General features: G+C 58.2%; 19 protein-coding genes. 6 read left to right on the forward strand and 13 right to left on the reverse strand.

The genetic code is table 11. The annotated features are described in order from the left end of the window. The coding region (locus tag HMPREF2787_RS09230; RefSeq protein ID WP_141763286.1) for an IS110 family transposase at positions 1–529 on the reverse strand (529 nt) is incomplete at its 3' end. 385 nt (positions 530–914) lie between these two features. On the opposite strand from HMPREF2787_RS09230, the gene HMPREF2787_RS09235 reads away from it, so the two are divergent. Together HMPREF2787_RS09235 and HMPREF2787_RS09240 are read left to right on the forward strand one after the other, a co-directional pair. Next, complete coding sequence (locus HMPREF2787_RS09235) at positions 915–2,411, forward strand: MFS transporter (RefSeq protein ID WP_070859075.1); 1,497 nt, start codon at positions 915–917, stop codon at positions 2,409–2,411. Continuing rightward, the gene (locus HMPREF2787_RS09240; RefSeq protein ID WP_070859076.1) at positions 2,398–2,943 is read left to right on the forward strand and encodes a TetR/AcrR family transcriptional regulator; all 546 of its coding nucleotides are present in this window, start codon (positions 2,398–2,400) and stop codon (positions 2,941–2,943) included. Before HMPREF2787_RS09235 ends, HMPREF2787_RS09240 begins: the two co-directional genes overlap by 14 nt. A gap of 6 nt (positions 2,944–2,949) precedes the next feature. On the opposite strand, the gene HMPREF2787_RS09245 is transcribed toward HMPREF2787_RS09240, so the two are convergent. Beyond that, positions 2,950–4,152 carry an alpha/beta hydrolase gene (locus HMPREF2787_RS09245; protein ID WP_070859077.1) on the reverse strand — a complete coding sequence of 401 codons (1,203 nt, stop codon included), beginning with the start codon at positions 4,150–4,152 and terminating at the stop codon, positions 2,950–2,952. Positions 4,153–4,541: 389 nt separating this feature from the next. Between HMPREF2787_RS09245 and HMPREF2787_RS09250 the strand changes: the two genes are divergently transcribed. Next, positions 4,542–6,131 carry a Re/Si-specific NAD(P)(+) transhydrogenase subunit alpha gene (locus HMPREF2787_RS09250; protein WP_070859078.1) on the forward strand — a complete coding sequence of 530 codons (1,590 nt, stop codon included), beginning with the start codon at positions 4,542–4,544 and terminating at the stop codon, positions 6,129–6,131. A 6-nt stretch (positions 6,132–6,137) separates the two neighbouring features. Beyond that, on the forward strand, positions 6,138–7,613 hold the full coding sequence (locus HMPREF2787_RS09255; RefSeq protein ID WP_070859079.1) for an NAD(P)(+) transhydrogenase (Re/Si-specific) subunit beta: 1,476 nt from the start codon (positions 6,138–6,140) through the stop codon (positions 7,611–7,613). Positions 7,614–7,662: 49 nt separating this feature from the next. Here HMPREF2787_RS09255 and HMPREF2787_RS09260 read toward each other — a convergent pair whose 3' ends face one another. The 5 genes from HMPREF2787_RS09260 to HMPREF2787_RS09280 all read right to left on the reverse strand — a co-directional run bounded on the left by HMPREF2787_RS09260 (position 7,663) and on the right by HMPREF2787_RS09280 (position 11,919). Next, positions 7,663–8,130, reverse strand: coding sequence for a GNAT family N-acetyltransferase (locus HMPREF2787_RS09260; RefSeq protein WP_070607808.1), 468 nt, complete (start codon positions 8,128–8,130; stop codon positions 7,663–7,665). A gap of 87 nt (positions 8,131–8,217) precedes the next feature. Continuing rightward, entirely contained in the window at positions 8,218–9,102 is an 885-nt protein-coding gene (locus HMPREF2787_RS09265) for a 5-oxoprolinase subunit C family protein (RefSeq protein ID WP_070857056.1), read from the reverse strand. Between the two features lie 17 nt (positions 9,103–9,119). Further along, positions 9,120–9,773, reverse strand: coding sequence for a 5-oxoprolinase subunit B family protein (locus tag HMPREF2787_RS09270; protein ID WP_141763284.1), 654 nt, complete (start codon positions 9,771–9,773; stop codon positions 9,120–9,122). A gap of 71 nt (positions 9,774–9,844) precedes the next feature. Further along, the gene (locus tag HMPREF2787_RS09275) at positions 9,845–10,618 is read right to left on the reverse strand and encodes a LamB/YcsF family protein (protein WP_070859080.1); all 774 of its coding nucleotides are present in this window, start codon (positions 10,616–10,618) and stop codon (positions 9,845–9,847) included. An 89-nt stretch (positions 10,619–10,707) separates the two neighbouring features. Then, on the reverse strand, positions 10,708–11,919 hold the full coding sequence (locus HMPREF2787_RS09280) for an NRAMP family divalent metal transporter (protein WP_070859081.1): 1,212 nt from the start codon (positions 11,917–11,919) through the stop codon (positions 10,708–10,710). Positions 11,920–12,067: 148 nt separating this feature from the next. On the opposite strand from HMPREF2787_RS09280, the gene HMPREF2787_RS09285 reads away from it, so the two are divergent. Continuing rightward, a complete protein-coding gene (locus HMPREF2787_RS09285; protein WP_070833926.1) occupies positions 12,068–12,754 on the forward strand; it encodes a GntR family transcriptional regulator in 687 nt (228 codons plus the stop codon). Between the two features lie 30 nt (positions 12,755–12,784). Continuing rightward, a complete protein-coding gene (locus HMPREF2787_RS09290) occupies positions 12,785–13,750 on the forward strand; it encodes a quinone oxidoreductase family protein (protein WP_246824281.1) in 966 nt (321 codons plus the stop codon). Between the two features lie 13 nt (positions 13,751–13,763). Here the strand turns inward: HMPREF2787_RS09290 and HMPREF2787_RS09295 are convergent, their stop codons facing one another. Genes HMPREF2787_RS09295 through HMPREF2787_RS09320 form a run of 6 tightly spaced genes read right to left on the reverse strand, consistent with a single transcriptional unit; the run spans position 13,764 to position 17,702 of the window. Next, entirely contained in the window at positions 13,764–14,285 is a 522-nt protein-coding gene (locus HMPREF2787_RS09295) for a hypothetical protein (protein ID WP_070859083.1), read from the reverse strand. Continuing rightward, positions 14,282–14,725 carry a hypothetical protein gene (locus HMPREF2787_RS09300; protein ID WP_070859084.1) on the reverse strand — a complete coding sequence of 148 codons (444 nt, stop codon included), beginning with the start codon at positions 14,723–14,725 and terminating at the stop codon, positions 14,282–14,284. The genes HMPREF2787_RS09295 and HMPREF2787_RS09300 overlap by 4 nt, the downstream gene beginning before the upstream one ends. After that, positions 14,692–15,384, reverse strand: coding sequence for a metal-dependent transcriptional regulator (locus HMPREF2787_RS09305; protein WP_070859085.1), 693 nt, complete (start codon positions 15,382–15,384; stop codon positions 14,692–14,694). The genes HMPREF2787_RS09300 and HMPREF2787_RS09305 overlap by 34 nt, the downstream gene beginning before the upstream one ends. Before the next feature lie 3 nt (positions 15,385–15,387). After that, positions 15,388–16,206 carry a metal ABC transporter permease gene (locus HMPREF2787_RS09310; RefSeq protein ID WP_070859086.1) on the reverse strand — a complete coding sequence of 273 codons (819 nt, stop codon included), beginning with the start codon at positions 16,204–16,206 and terminating at the stop codon, positions 15,388–15,390. After that, on the reverse strand, positions 16,199–17,029 hold the full coding sequence (locus tag HMPREF2787_RS09315) for a metal ABC transporter permease (protein ID WP_070859087.1): 831 nt from the start codon (positions 17,027–17,029) through the stop codon (positions 16,199–16,201). The genes HMPREF2787_RS09310 and HMPREF2787_RS09315 overlap by 8 nt, the downstream gene beginning before the upstream one ends. Then, positions 17,019–17,702 carry a metal ABC transporter ATP-binding protein gene (locus HMPREF2787_RS09320; protein ID WP_070859088.1) on the reverse strand — a complete coding sequence of 228 codons (684 nt, stop codon included), beginning with the start codon at positions 17,700–17,702 and terminating at the stop codon, positions 17,019–17,021. The genes HMPREF2787_RS09315 and HMPREF2787_RS09320 overlap by 11 nt, the downstream gene beginning before the upstream one ends. Positions 17,703–17,713 lie beyond the last annotated feature (11 nt).

Below are 17,713 nucleotides of genomic sequence, written 5' to 3' on the forward strand. Positions count from 1 at the left end.
AGAGAATCTCGCCTGCAAAGACGCGCTCGAGTGCGGGGTGAATCTGTGTGAGCACGCTGCGAAGGCTGTTTTTCGTTCGGGTGGCGTCTTTGGTGATGTCGTCGTGGAATCCGGCGAGCGTCTTCAGCGCTGCTAGTATCTCGTCGTCGCGGTCGACTGTCCGCAGTGTGTGCGGCATGGTGCGGGCGGTGTCGGCGATGATGAATGCATCCCGGCGGTCAGTTTTTGATCGTCCAGGGTAGAAATCGGCTGCTTGTCGTATGGCTAGGTCGGGGAGGTATCCGACCGTGCAACCGCAGTCGCGGGCCACGGCGATGGGCAGGGTGCCGATCGTGTTGGGTTGATCGACAACCATGACAACGCTGCCGTGGGCCTGCATGGACGCGAAGATTTCGCGCCGTGCGGCTTCGTCTTGGGGCAGCGGCTTGTCGTAAATTCTCTCGCCGGTGTTGGTCAGCGCGCAGGCATGGTGGTCGGTTTTGCCGACGTCGAGGCCGATGATGATGTCGGGTGTTGTGGACGGTTCCATGATGGTGCCCTTCTGTTGCGGCTGGTCACAGGTGTCTTGGACATCCGTTGCAGGCACCCACGTTACGACGAGACCTCTGTTTGGTCCGTGTCCCTATTAGCTGTCAGCGGTTGTCCCCGGTGTCCGGTGGCAACACCCCCGGATTATGGAAATGTTCACGCAGATAAGCCATACCGGGCCTGGTGGCCGCGCCCCGTGAGGGGGACACCATCACGGTAACGGATCGAACGGCGTCCGTGAATTCGCACCTCAACAACGCCTGCAACTTAGACACTTTTTCACCGGCTCCTTGTGCGGGATTGGCTTACTTTTCTTGAAGTTTTAAACCTAAATCGGCACTCTTCAGAAGTTGTAACTAAACCGAACGTTCGTTACAGTTACTGGAATGACAGGTACCGACCACGCCGCTTCCACGAGGGCTAATCCGCCCACTTCAGTCACCCACAGGTGGATCTTCCTCGCTATCATCAGCGCCGGCCTACTACTCATCGGCATAGATAACTCGGTGCTCTACACTGCTCTGCCGGTTCTGCGCGAGCAGCTCCACACAACCGAGTTGGAGGGCCTGTGGATCATCAACGCCTACCCACTGGTAGTCTCCGCACTCCTCCTCGGCACAGGCACCCTGGGCGACCGCATCGGTCACCGCAAGATGTTTCTTGTGGGCCTGACAATTTTTGGCTTCTCATCCCTGGCCGCGGCCTTTGCGCCGCACGCCTGGGCGCTGGTCATCGCCCGCGGCTGTCTAGGACTGGGCGCCGCGACCATGATGCCGGCGACCCTCGCACTGCTACGTGAGACCTTCCGCCACCCTCGTGAACTTGCCACAGCTATTGGCATTTGGTCTGCCACGGCAACACTGGGTGCCGCCGCTGGCCCCGTCGTTGGCGGTTTCCTATTGGAGCACTTCTGGTGGGGCTCAATCTTCCTTATCAACATCCCTGTAGTAATTTTCGCAATCATTGGCACGCTGATTTTTGCTCCGCCGAATCAGCCCAACCCAGCCAAGCGCTGGGATTTCCTCACCAGCCTCTACGCGATGCTGGCCATGCTGGGCCTGGTTTCGCTCATTAAGGAACTCGCTGGTCATCGCTCCTCCACCGTCATCGTCGCAGCTATCGCCTGCGGGCTAGTGGGCGCGGTACTGTTTCAGCGTCGTCAGGCACGTCTCACTGAACCCCTCATCGACTTCTCCGTCTTCCGTTCGCGGATGTTTTCCGGTGGCGTGCTGGCAGCCGCGCTTGCCATGTTTGTCCTGGCAGGCGCCGAATTAATGACGACGCAGCGCTTCCAGATTTCCGTCGGATACACACCACTCGACGCGGGCTTGCTAGTTGCCACCGCGGCACTGGCGTCCTTGCCAGTTGGTGTCATCGGCGGCATGGTGCTGCATCGAGTGGGTTTCCGCACACTCATCACCGGCGGATTCCTCCTCAACGCCATCGGCCTGGCAGGCATGTACTACGGTGTTTCCTCGGGCAATTTCCCGCTCATGATCGCAGGATTGATACTGCTCGGCGCGGGCGCAGGTTCTGTGATGTCGGTGTCGTCGACCGCGATTATCGGCTCAGCCCCGAGGTCAAAGGCCGGTATGGCGGCGGCGATGGAATCCGTGTCCTACGAATTTGGCACACTAATCACCGTCGCAATCACAGGCAGCCTCCTACCAATGTTCTACGCCTTGTTCACGCCTGTCGACGCCAGCATCTCACTCACCGATGCACTTCACACGCCAGCGCTTAACGACGGCGCCCGCGCCGGCCTCGACAGTTCCTACCTGGCCATTTTGATTATCCTGGCTGTCGTTGCTGTCATTGCAGCGATTGCGACTGCGGTGGCGTTTCGCGGCAACCCGAAGGAGACTGAATATGCGCACGAGTAAGCGCACTGCCATTCTCGACACAATCGTTGAGATTATCGAGACAAGTGGCTTTTCCGAGGTCACCTACGAAAATGTCACAACTCAATGCGGAATGAGTAAATCAGGGTTGATTTACCACTTCCCCTCCCGCGAAGACATGATTCGCAGCGTCCATGAGCACATGGCGCAGTTATGGGAAGAGGAGCTTATCGAAGCCGCGGGTGGGCCCGCAGAGGAGGTATCCCCCGCCAACCGCCTACGCGCAAACCTCCAGGTCTCACTGGATACGGCAACGAGGGCCGAGCTACTCATGTCCATCGACTCTGCCGCCGACCCGGAGCTGCGCGAGATCTGGACGCGCCTTTTGCGCCGGTGGAATCCGCCGGTAGAACAGATTGCCACCGATGAGGAGGCCTGCATGGCCTACGTTGTCCAAATGATTTCCGATGGACTCTGGGCCAACGACTACCTCAACGGCAATCAGCTCACGAAAGCACAGCGTAAGGCAATCGCCGAGGCCGCGGCAAAGCTGATTCCAGAGTCGATGGAGTAGCCAGCTCTAAACGCCCTTGCGCTGAACGTCCTTGAGCTCGGAGTCAGTAGCCAGGCCGTAGTTAGCACCCTCATAGACGGCCTTTGCTCGACTCGTTCCGCCGAGCACATACTCACTAAAGGACAGCACCAGCGAGCCAAGCACATTCTTGGACGGATCATCCAGGTAGGTGCCGTGGTAGGAACCGGTGACTACCGCTTCCCAGGCGGGCCCTACAGCATCGCGGTAACCACGTCGATCCGCATCAAAAGGAACGATGTCCTCGTGCTCCGCAATGGCCACCAGGCTTGGAATCTCCGGCGGTGTGGAGATTAGTCCAGCGTCGGAAGGCCCTGGGTTGATGGCAACCAGACCGCGGGTGACCATATCGATACCCGCAGCCTGGAAGGCTTTATCCATCCTGTTGTTCAGGAAGATTGCGGAGCCACCACCCGCAGAGTGCCCGACCAGCATCGTGCGGGAGAAATCGATCTTGCCTGCAAGTGGTGTGGACTCGTCCTCATTGGCCGCTGCGGCAACTGAAGCTGCCAGCACCATCTGTGGCGCGAACCAGTTGGTGAAGTTGTAGCCAAGAGCCACGACGTATCCGTGGCTTGCATAGAGTCGCGCTTGCGCGTCGTACATACCCGGCTCAGTACCAATGCCAGGGCTGAGAACCATCAGTGGCGCAGACTCCATCGAGTCAATATCCGCCGGGTAGATAAGCTGTGCGCCAACTGGGGAGGCGTTGGCCGATTCAGGCAATACGTCATAGCAGCCGGTGGTGCCGTGGAGACCGTGGAGGTCCCGCAGTACGCGGTTATAGATGGTGTAGACGACACCATCACATGGCATTGCTTCGCGGGTTGCGGCAACTGGATGGGAGCCCATCGCTCCGAACTCCTTGCGCAGCTGCCCCGCCTCTGGGTCGAACGGCTCGGTGATATGGCCACTTTCGCCACCGGAAATGACACGGTTCACGCCACCCATGACATCCACCAGACCACCGCCAATTTTGTCCACGGTTTCCGAGTTCTGGTAGTCAATAGTGCTTTCGCGTGCAGTGATGTCCGGTAGCTGACCAATGCGCGGTGCCGCCTGCGCTGGCACCTGTCCGCCGAGAACTACACCAGCTGCTAGCGAGACAGCAACCACCTTCGAGAACGTACGCCCCTGCCCTCGGAGGGATGCCGACACGGCCTTTCCGGCGGCACTTAGTGAACCAATCATCGTTTTCCTTAACTCTTGCCAAAAACCTTGGAATACAAATCTACCCAATGCGTAACGACGTACGTAAAGACAGAAATACCCTCCCCCGTACTTCACCCCTCAAACAATCATTCAGAACGCTACAAATGTTCACTCTCACCCAAAATTCGCACTCTTACCCCCATTTTCTACCCCCTTTCTAAGAGTGCACAAACTCAGAAAAACCCACCTCACCACCGTTACCCACATATTTTTATTACCTTTTTCCACAAACGCCTACGCTGCTTCCCCGCCAGCGCATACCTTATTGACACCAAGGAGAAAGCGGTCACGCCCACGCTCACTGTTAACCGACAACCGAGTGTGCATGGCCCTTAACAAAAACCCCCGAACAGAAAAGAACTCCCACAATGAGAATCGGCATCCCTTTAGAACCCGATCCCCAGCAAACAATTGTGGCTGCGACCCCGGAGACCGTCGGCAAACTCGTCAAGCTTGGCTACGACGTCGCCGTGCAGGCTGACGCCGGCCTGGCTGCAAAGTTCACCGACGCGGACTACGAATCCGCAGGTGCCGCCATTGTCGACGAGTCTGTCTGGCACAGCGATATCGTCGTAACGCTCGACACTCCGCCGGAGCAGTTCCGCGCACTGCTTAACGACGGCGCCATGCTGGTCAGCCGACTTGCGCCAGGCCGTAACGAAGAGCTGGTCGAAGAGCTCGCGCACCGCAACATCACTGCCCTTGCTATGGACGCAGTTCCCCGCATCTCCCGGGCACAGTCGATGGACGTGCTGTCGTCGATGGCCAACATCGGCGGCTACCGCGCAGTAGTCGAAGCGGCTTCTGCATATGGTCGCCTTTTCACTGGTCAGGTGACTGCCGCAGGCAAGATGCCACCAGCTACCGTTTACGTCATCGGCGCTGGTGTCGGCGGACTTGCGGCAATTGGTACGGCTAATTCGATGGGCGCGATTGTCAAGGCAACAGACCTGCGCCCTGAAGCCGGTGAACAGGTGGAATCGATGGGTGCAGAGTTCATCCCGATTCCGGCCGCCACTGAGAAGTCCGAAGATGGCTATGCCAAGGAAATGACCAATGATCAGGCCGCCGCTGCCGCGAAGCTCTACTCCGAGCAGTCCGCGCAAGCTGACATTGTCATCACCACCGCGAATATCCCGGGCCGTCGCTCTCCGCTGCTGCTGACTGCTGCCGATGTTGCAGCTATGAAGCCAGGCAGCGTCATCGTCGACATGGCTGCCGCCGGTGGCGGTAACTGCGAGGTGACCGTTCCAGGCAAGACTATTGTCACTGACAACGGGGTGACCATCATCGGTTACACCGACCTTGCAGGACGTCTGCCCGCACAGGCATCGTCGCTGTACGGCCAGAACATTTTCAACCTGTTCAAGCTGATTACGCCAGAAAAGGATGGCTCTCCAGTTCTCAATCTCGAGGACGAGATTATCCGTGGCATCACGGTGACAAAGGCTCGCCCACACAATGGTGCCGGCGCTACCGGAGCTGAGATTCTCTGGCCACCACCGCCAATCAAGGTCGCTGTCACCCCTGCTGCCCCGCTGCAGGAACAGCAGGCTCAGCAGGCTGCATTAGAAGAGAATGCGCCGGAGAAGGTTTCTTTCATGGGATCGGGCCTGGGCTCGAAGATTGCTCTGGGTCTGACGGCACTGCTGGCAATTGTGGTTATGCTCAGCGCGCCGCACAGCGTGAGCGCCAACTTCATGGTTCTCACCTTGGTTATCGTGCTTGGCTTCTACGTGATCTCCGCGGTCACGCCGCGCCTGCACACACCGCTGATGTCTGAGACCAACGCGATTTCCGGCATTGTTCTGGTGGGTGCGATTCTCCAGGTGGGAAGCTCCAACCTGTTAGTTTCCGGTCTCGCGTTCGCGGCCATCGTAGTCAGCTCCATCAATATCTTCGGCGGTTTCGCCGTCACCGACCGCATGCTTGGCATGTTCGTGAAAGAGGAGGCATAAAGTCTAATGGCTAGCATTGATACTGCTTCGCTTCTGGACTGGACCTACCGCCTGTCCAACGTCGGCTACATTGTCGCCGCCGTCCTGTTCCTCGCTGCACTCTCGGGCCTGTCCAAGCCGGAGACCGCTCGCCGCGGAAACGCCTTCGGTATTGCCGGCATGGCCGTCGCCGTTGTCATCGCCATCTTCCAGGCACTCGTTACCGCTGACACCAAGCCGGATTCTCACTTCTCCCCGCTGATTACCCTGATTCTCATCGCTGTCGCTATCGGCATCGGTGGTGTCATCGGTATCAGTCGCGCACGCAGCGTTGCCATGACTGGTATGCCGCAGCTGATTGCACTGTTCAACGGTCTGGTTGGACTCGGCGCTATCTTCATCGGCTTCAACTCCTACATCTTCGCCGAAGATGTCGCCCCCGATGCCCTGAAGTTCCACTTCGGCGAGGTTTACATTGGCGTCTTCATCGGCGCCGTGACTTTCACTGGCTCCATCGTCGCAGGCCTGAAGCTGTCTGAGAAGATCAAGGGCTCGCCGCTACTGCTGCCGGGCCGCAACGCTCTGAACATTGCCATTCTGGTGGTCACTCTGGTTCTCCTGGCTGTCTTCATCGCAACCGGCACCGAGGGCGGCGCCATCGCATGGGCATGCATGGTTGCAGTCACTGCTTTGGGCCTGTTCTTGGGCTGGCACCTGGTCATCGCCATCGGTGGCGGCGATATGCCGGTTGTCGTGTCCATCATGAACTCGTACTCCGGGTGGGCCGCTGCTTTCACCGGTCTCATGCTTGGCAACCCGCTGCTCATCATCACTGGTGCGCTGGTTGGTTCCTCCGGCGCCTACCTGTCGTACATCATGTGTGAGGCCATGAACCGCTCCTTTGCCAACGTTATTCTGGGTGGCTTTGGCTCCGAAGCTACGTCGGCAAGCGCTGTGGAAGGCTCCCACACTGAGGTCAACCACGAGGACACTGCAGAAATCCTGCGCAACGCGGACAAGATCCTCATCGCTCCGGGCTACGGTATGGCTGTGGCACAGGCTCAGTACGCCGTCGCCGATCTGGTACGCAATTTGCGTGCCGACGGTAAGGAAGTGGTCTTCGGTATCCACCCAGTCGCTGGCCGCCTGCCAGGTCACATGAACGTGCTGTTGGCAGAGGCCAAGGTTCCCTACGACATCGTGCTAGAGCTGGACGAGGTCAACGATGACTTCGCTGATGTGGATGTCACCCTGGTCATCGGCGCAAATGACACCGTCAACCCGATGGCAGAGCAGCCGGGCTCCCCGATTGCGGGTATGCCGGTGCTGAAGGTGTGGGAATCTGAGCGTGTGATTGTTCTCAAGCGGTCGATGGGTTCGGGCTACTCGGGCGTGCAGAACCCGCTGTTCTTCAACGAAAACACCGACATGCTTATCGGCGATGCGAAGGCCAGCATCGACTCCCTGAATCGCATCCTGGCGGATTCGAAGGTCAACGCTTAAACCCGAAAGTAAGCAACGCCGTACAAACCGGAGTCTAGGCGATTAATTCCTAGGCTTCGCCACGGGCTGCATCACGAACCATGGTGATGTGCTCAATGCCGGCTTCCATGAAGGTCTCCCCGACCTCATGGAAGCCGGCTTTTTCGTACACACCTTTCGCCTGCGTCTGGGCATGCAGAATTAGCCCCGTATCCGGGTGGTCAGCGATGACCTGCTGCAGCAGTTTCGAGGACAACCCCCTACCCCGGCTCGCAGCATCGACGACAACTCGGCCGATGGTGCGCGGGTAGCTCGACGAGTACTCATCGAGCGTGTCAATTACACGCAAGTACGCAATAATCTTGCGGGAGTCATTGTCGTCGCGGATGAAATAGTGCTCTGCGGTATCTTCCAGGTCGCGCCAATCCATTTCCGGCTCCTCACAGGACTGCTCAAGATAGAACACGTCGGTACGCAGCGCCGAGATGGCATACGCATCGGTCGCGCTGAGGTCGGAAAAAGAAGCTCGCTCAATCATGGTGCCTGATTTTACTGCGGAGTGCTGTGCGACTCTGACAGCTGGCAGACGTTTTGGCGCACCATAGCGCAGGATGACGCCGCAGACCTATGCCGCCCGCACCCGGCGGAATTTTACCTTCGCGCCGGGCACCAATTGCCCGGCTCTCGACAATGACGGCTCCGTCAGCACACCAATGACCGGATATCCCCCCGTCGCCGGATGATCAGGACCGAAAATAATCGGCTGCCCCGATGCGGGCACTTGTATCGCACCGGGAACCATTCCCTCGCTTGGCAACTCATGGGTGACCTGGCGCTCAAGAGTAGTCCCACTCAGCCGAAGTCCGACGCGGTTGGCCTCTTGCGTCACGGTCCATGTCTCGTGAAAGAAATCATTGACGCTTTCCGACGTAAACCAGTCCGCCCGAGGACCAGGAACAACATCTAGGCGCGCAGCCTCGCTCGACCAATGAGGCGCGGGATAAATTGCGATTGACGACCCCGTCGAATACTCCGGGTCGCCGACCTGCAAAACCTGACCAGCCTGCAAAGGCGCTGGGCCGAGCTTGCCGAGCGTATCGTATGACCGCGACCCCAGCACTTCCGCGACATCGATGCCCCCTCGAATCGCGACATACCCGCGAAGACCTGCATCGAAGGTACCAAGCCGCACAATTGCCTTCGCCCCGACCACAATTCGGCTATTCATCGAGGTCTTGATGACCTTGCCATCCTGCTCGACAGTCACCTCACCGTGGGCTCCTGCAAAGGAGATGATTGCTCCCTCCGCTACTTGGAACTCCAACCCGCCGACGACGCATTCAAGCACAGCGAGGTTTTCATCGTTGACAACCATCCGGTTAGCAGCTGCCGCGGACTCGCGGTCGAACGCACCGGAGGTACTCACCCCCAAGCTCCCTTGCCCAGCACGGCCCCAATCCTGAATAGTCGTCAAAATACCGGGTCGAATAATCTCGATAGAATTCTTCATCTCTTCCGCACCCTTTTCTACGCCGCACTCGCCGTAGAAGTCGCCTCAAATTGAACCTCAACCCCGGGCTCAAGCAGCGCCGGATTGGGCCGATTTAAGTCCCACATCTCCACATCTGTATGCCCCAAGAGTTGCCAACCACCGGGCGAATCGATGGGATACACCCCTGCGAATTGGCCTGCAAGTCCGACAGAGCCCTTGGGAACTCGGGTGCGCGGCGTCGCAAGGCGGGGAATATCAAGCGGCTCTGGCCATCCCTGACCGCTCCCCCGCACCATGTAATAAAAGCCCGGCGCAAATCCACCGAACGCGGCCGTCCAAGGGCGCTCGCAGTGCCAATCAATTAACGCTTGGGGGCTCGTCCCAAGGCTTTGTGCCAAAGACTCAAGGTCCGCGCCATCATAGTGAACGGGAATCGTCACTGTCTTTCGCTTGTCGACGGTGTGCCTCTGCGTATTGTTGCCCTGCAGCGCGGTTTCGACTGCGCTGAGGTATCGACGAGCCGGACCGCGAAAGCGAAGTAGGAGCGTTTGGGCTGCGGGTACCCTGTCAACAAGTCCCTCGATCTCGGCTGCAGCAGAGTGTGCACGAAGTACCTTCGCCAACGGATTGGCCGATGATGAATAGTCGATAAGCAGCGCGTTTGTTCCCATAGGGCGAATCTTGGCCACGGCGGTGCTGATCCTTTCTTTCTTGCGAGGTCGAAAAACTGCGGTGGATAAGTCCGGTGTGCGAGTCCTCGCTATACGTGCGAAGCGACGGTGACGTCGGCGTCGACGAGCCCTTGGCGAATCCTACGGGAGAGTTCGACCGCGCCAGGGGTGTCTCCGTGCAAACAAATAGAGTTAGCCTGTACGGTCAACGGTGAACCGTCGTAAGCGGCGATTGGTTCCCCACTAGCCATTGCAATGACGCGTTTGACGACGGCATCGGGGTCTGCAATGACCGAGCCCGCGAGCGCTCGGGAAACTAACGTTCCGTCGTAGTTGTATGCGCGGTCAGCAAAAGCTTCCCGAATCACAGGGAGGTCCGCGTCGAGGCTGAGCCGTTCGATGACCGACCCCGGCTGCGCCATAATGGCAAGCCCATCTCCGCAGGTGGAGCGAGCGAGCAGGAGCGCCTCCACCACTGCAGTGGCCTGATTTTCGTCCACTGCGATGCGGTTATAGAGGGCACCGTGGGGTTTGACGTAGGAAACTTCGGTACCCACCGCCCGTGCACATGCCGATAGGGCACCAATCTGGTATACGGTTTCGGCTCGCAATTCTCGATGTGAGTAGTCCATGCGACGTCGACCGAATCCGGCGAGATCGCGGTAGGCGACGTGTGCGCCGATGCGAATTCCGCGCGCGGTAGCTGCCTCACAGGTCTCCATCATGACGCTAGCGTCACCCGCGTGATACCCGCAAGCAACATTCGCACTGGTCACAATGTCCAGCAGAGCGATGTCATCCCCCATCTTCCATGAGCCGAAAGCTTCCCCGAGATCAGAGTTGAGATCGATAGTGGCGCCCATAAACGTCGCCGCTCCTTCCAGGTAGTAATGCTGGTTTTTGTACCGTTGATATGTTGGTCCTCATCTGAGCTGTACGAATAACCGGCCGATTAGCCGAGCATTTCAAACACGCCGCCGAACGAGCGCCACGCCAAGAACCAAGCGACTGCGACACCCACGATTCCGATAGCCGCCAACCACTTCGGGTACTTGTAGCCATTCATGAGGTCCGCACGGAACAGCGCGATGTAAATCAGCACAGTAACGCCAATTGGTAGAACCAAACCGTTGAAGGCTCCGGCGAAAACCAACAGCGTCGCTGGAGCCGTACCGATGACACCGAACAGCAGCGTGGAAATTGCAATTAGGACAATGGTGATCGTGTTTTGAGTCTTGGCACCAGCACCCGAGGAACGAGTCAGAAACGTTGCCGAGGTGTAGCTGGCACCCACAATCGACGAGATTCCCGCAGCCCACAGGACAACGCCAAAGAATCGCATACCCCAATCACCTGCCGCAGCTTGGAATGCCTCTGCAGCGGGGTTTCCATCCGTATTGAGGACCACGCCACCCGCGACCACTCCCAAGACAGCTAGGAAAAGTAGGAAACGCATGATAGCCGTGACAATGATGCTCGTAACAGATGAGCGAGTGGTCTGCGCGAGGTGCTCCACACCGCCGGCGCCAGCGTCAAGCATGCGGTGAGCGCCAGCGTAAGTAATGTAACCGCCAACAGTGCCTCCGACCAGCGTGATGATTGCCAGCAAGTCAATCGTGTCGGGCATGACCGTGTTTTTCAGCGCTTCCCCTACTGGCGGATTAGAGCTGAACGCCACAATTCCAGTGACCAGAATCATCACTACACCGAGCACAACGAGCGCCTTGTCCAGCGCCATACCCGCCCGCCGGGAGAGAAAGAAGCCAATGGCGAGGATTGCAGTAACAATGCCACCGATCTTTGCGTCCACCCCCAACATCGCGTTCGCGCCAAGTCCAGCACCTCCGACGTTGCCAATATTGAAGACCACACCACCGATGACAATGAGAATTGACATAAGCCAGCCCAACCCCGGAATCACGGCGTTGCCGAGCTCCTGCGCGCGGCGTCCAGAGACAGCGATTACTCGCCACACGTTGAGCTGAATCGCGATATCAAGAAGCACCGAGATCACAATGGCAAAGGCGAAAGCCGCGCCAAGCTTGGCCGTAAAGGTTGCGGTCTGGGTGAGGAAGCCCGGCCCGATAGCACTGGTCGCCATCAGGAATACAGCACCGAGGAGTGCCGTTCGACGCGCCTTGTGGGCAGATGTTGAAGCGTCCATAGCGTCAGGCCTTTCCCTACAAATCTGACAATCCCCACGTTGAAGGATTCCTACGTTGAAGATCGTCTGCACCGAGATTGTTGAACAATGTCTCGTATGTTAATTGGTGATGGCCGCCACACAAAAGTGATTTAGTAGTCTGTATTACATGACTACCCCCGGAAACATCCTCGACGATCAGACCCACACGTCCTCTGGGGAAAAACAACATGACGTTTCAGTAGCGGATGTCACCGCAACTGTCCTGCGCCGAGAGATTCTCGCCGGAAAGCACTACAGCGGCGAGCAGCTCCGTGAAACCCAACTTGCTGCGCGACTGCAGGTCAGTCGCAACACCATCCGACAGGCGTACCGGAAGCTGGAATCTGAGGGGCTTCTTACTCATATCCCTCATCACGGCGTTTTTATCGCCTCCTTCGACAAAGAACGCATCCGCGAGCTGTATGCTTTTCGCCATGTCGCCGAATGCGGAACACTGCGGTCGCTAAGCAAGAGCCAAGCAAAGCTCCTCGGCGAGGAGATTCTTTCTATTTGTGGTTCGCAGTCATCATTGAACCTTCCCGAACGGAATAATGCCTTTCACCTCGCCATCGTCAGAGCTTCCGGGTCTCCCGACCTGTTAGCAACCGCCGAATCCATTCAGGCCCAACTCCGTCTTTGCTTTCTCTCCTACCCCCAAAGCATCGAGCTCCATGCCCGATACGCCGATCGCCACATCAGTATCGCCAAGGTTCTCATCGAGGACACCCCACACCACGCCGCCGACCTCCTCAGCGCCTACCTCAACGAGTCGTTCGGTGCCGTCACCGCTGCCCTCCCGCTTGCCGACCGTTGATAATTAGCTACTAGGACTACAGTGATGGACATGGCAGCAAATTCAGGCAACGCATACGCAATGACTATTACGGAGTTCGGCCCCGCTGACATTTTCACCAGGACACCTATCGAGCCTGCGGAGCCCGGTCCCGGCGAAATCCTAGTTAAAACCACAGCCATCGGCGCAAACCCGCTGGACTACAAGATGCGCGATGGCTCTTCCGGTCTGTGCGCAAAGTTCACCCCTCCCGCGGTGCTCGGACGCGAAGCCGCTGGCGAAGTCGTTGCCGTCGGCGAAGGTGTGGACAGCTTCGCCCCCGGCGACCGTGTCTTCGGGATGCGCGGCTTCGACGACTTCCGCGGCACCTACGCAACGCACAACGTCTTCCCCGCCGACGGTGTGGTCCGAACGCCCGATTCGCTTGACGACGTTACCGCTGCGGGCCTTGCCCTAGTGGGAATCACGGCGACCGTGGCTGTCGAGCAGCTTGCAAAGGTAAAAAGCGGGGACACCGTATTAATTCATGGTGCCGGTGGCGGTGTTGGCCAGCTGATGACGCAGCTGGCAGTCGCCCGTGGCGCAACTGTGTTGGCCAGTGCGTCGTCACGCCATCATGAAAAACTAGTGGACTTTGGCGCGCAGCACATTGATTACACAGCGGAAGATGTATTCGAGGCTGTGCGACAACAGTTCCCCGAAGGCGTGGACGTTGTCCTTGACGGCGTGTACTTCGACACTTTCCTCCCCTCGCTGGATGTGTTGGCATCGGATGGTCGGATTGTGGCGCTGCCTTCACTGGCCGACCTGGCACCGGCGAGGAAACGCGGCATTGAGGCACACATCCCGGCTATTTCGAATGACACGACTATTTATGCCGACCTGGCCGACCGCGTGGTTGCCGGTGAGATTTCACTTCCTATCGGCCTGGCTAAAAACCTCACCGAGGTCGCGGAGGTCCACCGAGTATTGGAAGACGGACACGCTGACGGCAAGGTTGTGATGACCGTCGACTAATTCAAGTGCGTTACTACAGCTCGCGACGAGCGTTCTGATACGTCTTCGTCAGCGAGCACCAGAGCTCGTCGGCATCAGAGATGGCTTCCACCAGCTCCCGGTTAGTCATAGTTTCGCGCTGCTCGCGCAGTCGGTTGTTTAGCTTTCGAGCTCGAGAGAGCTCACCGCGCAGCTCGATGAGCTCCGGCGTAGCCTCTCCAGAGGCAAATACATCCTTGTAGATGGTGCCAACGCCCATTGTGGTGTTCACGTTGTCCCAAGCAGAGAGGATTGCGGTGAGCTGGTACTCCGTGTCCATGGCGATCTGCTGCAGCTGGGCGTGATTCCGCTCGGCGAGCTCGTGGGCCTCAGCACTGCGGCGCACACCGGCCCATGCCTGATATCCAATGAGAATCGCAAGTATCAGGCCTGCAACTGGCAACACAAATTGCAGAATCCACAGCGTGACCCCGAAGAGTTGAATAATCAGGCCGAAGAAGAAAAAGACGACAATGACCATCGCACAGCCGTTGTCGGAACCTGAGCCTTTACTCATCGCGGCATCACCACCGCCCCGGCATTGAGAATCGCATCGGCGCCCAGGTGGCTGGCATAGCCAAGTCCGATGGCCGCTGCCAGAAGGAGTATGGCCAGCAGCGTATAGACGATTGCTTCTTTAACAGTGCTGGTGACCGCAACGCGCTGCTCTTCGTAGTCAAGCAGTGCTCGCATGTCCTTGGTCGAGGCCTTCAAGCGACCTTCGATGTCAGCCATGTGTTCCTGCTGCTCAGCGGACGAGATAGCGATGGCATTCAACGGCACATCAAAGCTCTCGACGCTGGTATATGCCTGCCGACGAGCACTCTTAACACTGTCGAACGAAACCGACGGTGCGGGCGGCACTTTGGTCGGCCCACTGAGATTCCGCGACACCTTATAGTAAGAGCGCGCTGCGGCTCTGGTCAGTTCGTCGTTGGAGTCGCCTTGATTGCCCATAGAGCCGAGTCTGCCACATGAATTTTCTTTGGTTGGGCATCGCCCACCTCATCGAGGATGGCGAAGACGTGCATACCCGAATATGGTGCGGCTTCTGCGCGGAGCACGGTTCCCGGGCCAACCCCAGATGTCGCCAAGTAGCGCAGCAATTCCGGGTCGGAGTCGTTAATGCGATCGACCACAACCATCTCGCCAACTTCGATATCCGTCAGGTCGGTGCGCACCGCGTTGGCGATGGTACCGCTTGCGCTGGGAATTGGATCACCATGCGGATCGCGCTCAGGGAATCCCAGCATCGCATCAATACGACTAATGAAATCCTCCGAGACCGCATGCTCAAGCTTTTCCGCTTCCTCGTGAACCTCATCCCAGGTGTATCCCAGAGTCGAGACCAAGAAGCTTTCAATAAGCCGGTGGCGTCGCACCATCACCAACGCGATATCGCGCCCGCGATCTGAAAGGCTAATGCCCCGGTACGGCTCGTGAATAACAAGACCACGTGCAGCCAGCTTCTTCACAGCCTCGCTGGCGGTGGGCTTCTTCTCACCCATCCGCTCAGCGACATCGCCAAGTGCCACTTTTTCACCGGTGCGCTCGTGCAAATCCCAAATGACCTTGAGGTAGTCCTGGGTCTTTGCTGGTAAATCCTCCACGTGCATTCTTTAGACTTTAGCGTTATTGCGTGTTGACGCAATCTTGAGGGGGACATAGAAACAACCGGCACAAACGCCAATGCAGCCACCAACAGACAGATTCGTCGCCACCGCAATGAATAAGCCCACCAGCCCAATCGCGATGCCCATCAATGGTGCCAACACGAATAGCCAACGGGTATCGTTCACTACCCCAACAAGCGCAGCTGCCGGAGCGGCCAACAGCGCGATGGATAGAATCGTGCCCACAGCTGGAATCAACGCCACCAGGGTCAACACAATCAGCCCACTGATGACTAACTGCGCTTTTCTCTTCGAATGAGCGACAGCGAAAGATTCCGGGTCAAAGGTGAAGTAAATCAGCTGACGCCACCGAGCCAAAAGCACCAACGCCACCAGCAGTAAGAGACCGCCGGACAGCGCAATATCAATCTTGTTCACATTGAGTACGCTGCCAACCAGGAAACTCTCCACCTTCACCGGCAACGGAGCGAACCACTTGTTCAGGAAGTAGCCCAGCGCAAACCCGAATGTCAGCACAATTCCCGCCGCTGAGGACGTCGTTCCTACCTTGGACAGACTGAACAGAGCCCCGATCGGAATACACATCAGAAACGCTCCGATAAAGAGGAACACCGAAATCCATGAGTGACTCAGGCCGAGCGCTGCCGCAATAACAACGCCCACAACCGCGCCGGGGAAAGTCGCATGCGTAATCGCTTCTGCGAAGAACACTTGTCTGCCCAGCACCGCGAGTACTCCCACTAAGCCAGCCAGGGCGCCTACCAGTATCAGCTCGATAATTGGCAAAATCAGGATGTTAGACACGGTCGCCTCCCATCACTGCGCGCAGTCCCAGTGCCACGAAATACAGTCCCACCGATGTCAGCGCTACGACTGCCTGGGGCGACACCGGCCCCAAGGGCACCAGTGCCAAACCAACGATTCCGCTGAGACAGCCCACTGCAATCGCAATCGGCACCATCACATGCACCCGGCGCGTCAGCAGTCTCGCCGCTGCTCCCGGTACGACCAGGTAGCCGACCACCAGCAGCACGCCCACTGCGCTTGCCGACGACACCACCACCGCAGCGATTGCCGCATTGATGGTGAGGTCAACGCCCCACACATTGATGCCGGTGGCTTGGGCTCCGAAGCGGTCAAAGGCGACAAACACCTGCTGACGCCACGTCACTGCGATAAGAACCAAAGCGATGGCGCAGACAATCAGGGCGCTGGTGAGACGGGAGTCGGTGACTTCCAATAGTCGCCCAAACATGAGCGCCTCCAGCTGTCCTGACTGGTCGCCTTTCTTCAGCGAGAGAATCACACCGATGGAAAAGAAACTGGTCAGCACAACTGCAACCCCAGCTTCCGACATGTGCGAGCGCGATACCAAAGTCAGCGCCACTGCCACTACCACCGCAAATGCGGCTGCCACCGGGATAATCATGTCGATGCCGCCGAATACGGCACCGGCCACAATCCCGGGAAATATTGAATGCACCATGGCTTCTGCGTTGAACTCAAGACCACGCAGGTTCACAATGACACCGACCAGACCGGAAACCACCCCGAGGGCAATCAGCAGCACCAGTGGTCTGAACATGAAAGGCGCAACCCCAAGCGCATTCGCAAGCTCAGTCCACATAGGCTGGCACCAACTTCGAGGTCGCACCAAAGGCTGGCTGTTCTGCCACAATTAATGTGTTTTCGCAGGTCTCTTCAGCTAGCACGAGATCGTGGGTGGCAGCGATAATCGCTGTGCCGTTTTCTTTCAGTTCGTTGAGAAGGTTCAACAGCACGGCCCGGTTTTCGGTGTCGAGGCCGTTGAACGGCTCGTCGAGAAGCACGAGCTGCGGGCGTGCGACAATGGCGCGCGCTAACAGGACGCGTTGTTGTTGGCCGCCGGAGAGGTTGCCGAAGCGTTCGCTGGCGCGGTCGGCGAGCCCTACTTTGGCCAGCGCTGCGCGGATGCGCTCTTTGCGGTGGCCGAGCGGCTGGAAGGAGCGCAATTCGTGCAGGACGCCCATTGCGACAACGTCGAAGGCCGTTACCGGAAAAGTGCGATCGAGGTCCGCCGACTGCGGGACGTAGGACACAGTCTTCGCACGGTTATGCATCTCACCGGCGAGAAGACGAGTCCCACCCAGAATTCCACGCAGCAAGGTGGTTTTGCCGGAGCCGTTAGCACCGATTAGCGCGAGCCCAGTGCCCGGCGCGACACTGGCGGTGATGTGCCTGACGATGGGCACCGCTGTGTAGCCGAATGAGGCATCGCGGAGCGAGACTATGGCGTTAGCAGACATGAGGTTGGCAGACATGGGATCGACTG

The organism is Corynebacterium sp. HMSC061H03, assembly GCF_001838215.1.
In the GTDB taxonomy this organism is placed as follows: Bacteria; Actinomycetota; Actinomycetes; order Mycobacteriales; family Mycobacteriaceae; genus Corynebacterium; species Corynebacterium jeikeium_D.

Coding starts and splice junctions, on each gene's coding strand:
- HMPREF2787_RS09285 (WP_070833926.1), top strand. CDS start 12,068: ATGACTACCCCCGGAAACATCCTCGACGATCAGACCCACACGTCCTCT.
- HMPREF2787_RS09265 (WP_070857056.1), bottom strand. CDS start 9,102: ATGAAGAATTCTATCGAGATTATTCGACCCGGTATTTTGACGACTATT.
- HMPREF2787_RS09315 (WP_070859087.1), bottom strand. CDS start 17,029: ATGTGGACTGAGCTTGCGAATGCGCTTGGGGTTGCGCCTTTCATGTTC.
- HMPREF2787_RS09275 (WP_070859080.1), bottom strand. CDS start 10,618: ATGGGCGCCACTATCGATCTCAACTCTGATCTCGGGGAAGCTTTCGGC.
- HMPREF2787_RS09300 (WP_070859084.1), bottom strand. CDS start 14,725: ATGGGCAATCAAGGCGACTCCAACGACGAACTGACCAGAGCCGCAGCG.
- HMPREF2787_RS09235 (WP_070859075.1), top strand. CDS start 915: ATGACAGGTACCGACCACGCCGCTTCCACGAGGGCTAATCCGCCCACT.
- HMPREF2787_RS09240 (WP_070859076.1), top strand. CDS start 2,398: ATGCGCACGAGTAAGCGCACTGCCATTCTCGACACAATCGTTGAGATT.
- HMPREF2787_RS09295 (WP_070859083.1), bottom strand. CDS start 14,285: ATGAGTAAAGGCTCAGGTTCCGACAACGGCTGTGCGATGGTCATTGTC.
- HMPREF2787_RS09290 (WP_246824281.1), top strand. CDS start 12,785: ATGGCAGCAAATTCAGGCAACGCATACGCAATGACTATTACGGAGTTC.
- HMPREF2787_RS09245 (WP_070859077.1), bottom strand. CDS start 4,152: ATGATTGGTTCACTAAGTGCCGCCGGAAAGGCCGTGTCGGCATCCCTC.
- HMPREF2787_RS09250 (WP_070859078.1), top strand. CDS start 4,542: ATGAGAATCGGCATCCCTTTAGAACCCGATCCCCAGCAAACAATTGTG.
- HMPREF2787_RS09255 (WP_070859079.1), top strand. CDS start 6,138: ATGGCTAGCATTGATACTGCTTCGCTTCTGGACTGGACCTACCGCCTG.
- HMPREF2787_RS09320 (WP_070859088.1), bottom strand. CDS start 17,702: ATGTCTGCCAACCTCATGTCTGCTAACGCCATAGTCTCGCTCCGCGAT.
- HMPREF2787_RS09280 (WP_070859081.1), bottom strand. CDS start 11,919: ATGGACGCTTCAACATCTGCCCACAAGGCGCGTCGAACGGCACTCCTC.
- HMPREF2787_RS09305 (WP_070859085.1), bottom strand. CDS start 15,384: ATGCACGTGGAGGATTTACCAGCAAAGACCCAGGACTACCTCAAGGTC.
- HMPREF2787_RS09260 (WP_070607808.1), bottom strand. CDS start 8,130: ATGATTGAGCGAGCTTCTTTTTCCGACCTCAGCGCGACCGATGCGTAT.